Annotated in this window: 1 protein-coding gene; it reads left to right on the top strand. The window is 37.5% G+C overall.

Translation table 11 applies throughout. From position 1 onward, the window contains the following. Positions 1–205 precede the first annotated feature (205 nt). Entirely contained in the window at positions 206–1,300 is a 1,095-nt protein-coding gene (locus tag Q0954_RS33915; protein WP_299466519.1) for a transposase, read from the top strand. Positions 1,301–1,337: the final 37 nt, after the last annotated feature.

Consider the following 1,337-nt stretch of genomic DNA (forward strand, 5'->3'; position numbering starts at 1 on the left):
CAATAGTCCGTACAGTTTTAACAAAAATGCAAAAGGGTCGTAAAAGTTAATTGCGAAAAAAACCAAACGACCCATGCAAAGTATCCATAGAATACTCAGTCAAATATTACCAAAAATTTGTTTAAAACATAAATGGCAAGCCAATTTTCTTTTGGAGTTGCTGAATTTAGTCTTCTGTGTTCAAGGCAGGTTAAACTTTATCAATATGTCCCGTTACAGCAAACTGAACGAGTTAACCTTTCGCCGGAATTTTAGCATGTATGTGGATTGGGTAGAGCTTAACCTGGCAATCATACATTTTAATGAAGCCGAAATAAAGCCCAAGGACACCATTATAGGGGCAGTCGACTGTAGCTTTATATCCAAATCAGGAACCTCTACTTTTGGCAAAGATAACTTTTGGTCTGGAGTAGAATCTTGTAACAAGAAGGGGCTGGAGGTAAGCTTATTTTCATTGATAGACACCTCTAATGGTCAGGCTTGGTCATTGGACATTACCCAAACCCCAGCTAACTTATCTTCTAAAGAAGGCAAGCCGGATGAATATACCCGGATGGATTTTTATGCTGAGCAGGTGAGTGATTTGCTTCCACAACTACAAAATGTGGAATATCTGGTGGCTGATGGTTATTATGCCAAAAAGAAGTTTATGCATTGCTTGACAAAAATGAACAAACACCTGATTACTAAATTTCGTCCGGATGCGAATTTACGCTACCTTTTGGATGAAAAAGAGCAGGCTCACGGCAATAAAAAGTATGATGGCAAGGTGAATTGGAAAAATATCCAACTGGACAAATGGGTAGGTGTAGGCAGGGATAAAAAATACCCTCACCTGCATATCTACACTCAGGTGCTTAACTCACCATACTTTAAAAGAAACTTTCGGGTAGTGATGCTCTATCACACCAAAACAAAAAAGTATGTGGTGTTAGCTTCTACAGATGTCAATATTTCTGCTCGGCAAATGGTCTTTTTTTATCAGCTCAGGTTTCAAATTGAGTTTTTATTCAGGGATGCCAAGCAACTTATGGGATTAAATCATTGCCAGGCAAGAGATCAACACAAGCTTGATTTCCATTTTAATATGAGTATGACAGCTCTTAATTTAGCCAGGCTCTGGCAAAAACAAGCAGATTCTAATCAGTCAATTAATTCATTGCGAAGGGAGGCTTATAATACCAAATTTACTCACTTGCTTTTGGATAAACTCAAACAAAATGCTGACTTGGATTTAATTTTAGATATCAATTTGCCAGATATTCAGGAAGTCATTCAATTGGGGACTATGAATACATAAAACACAATCTACTTGACTATTTTTGTACGGACTATTG

Source organism: uncultured Microscilla sp., assembly GCF_947493425.1.
In the GTDB taxonomy this organism is placed as follows: Bacteria; Bacteroidota; Bacteroidia; order Cytophagales; family Microscillaceae; genus Microscilla.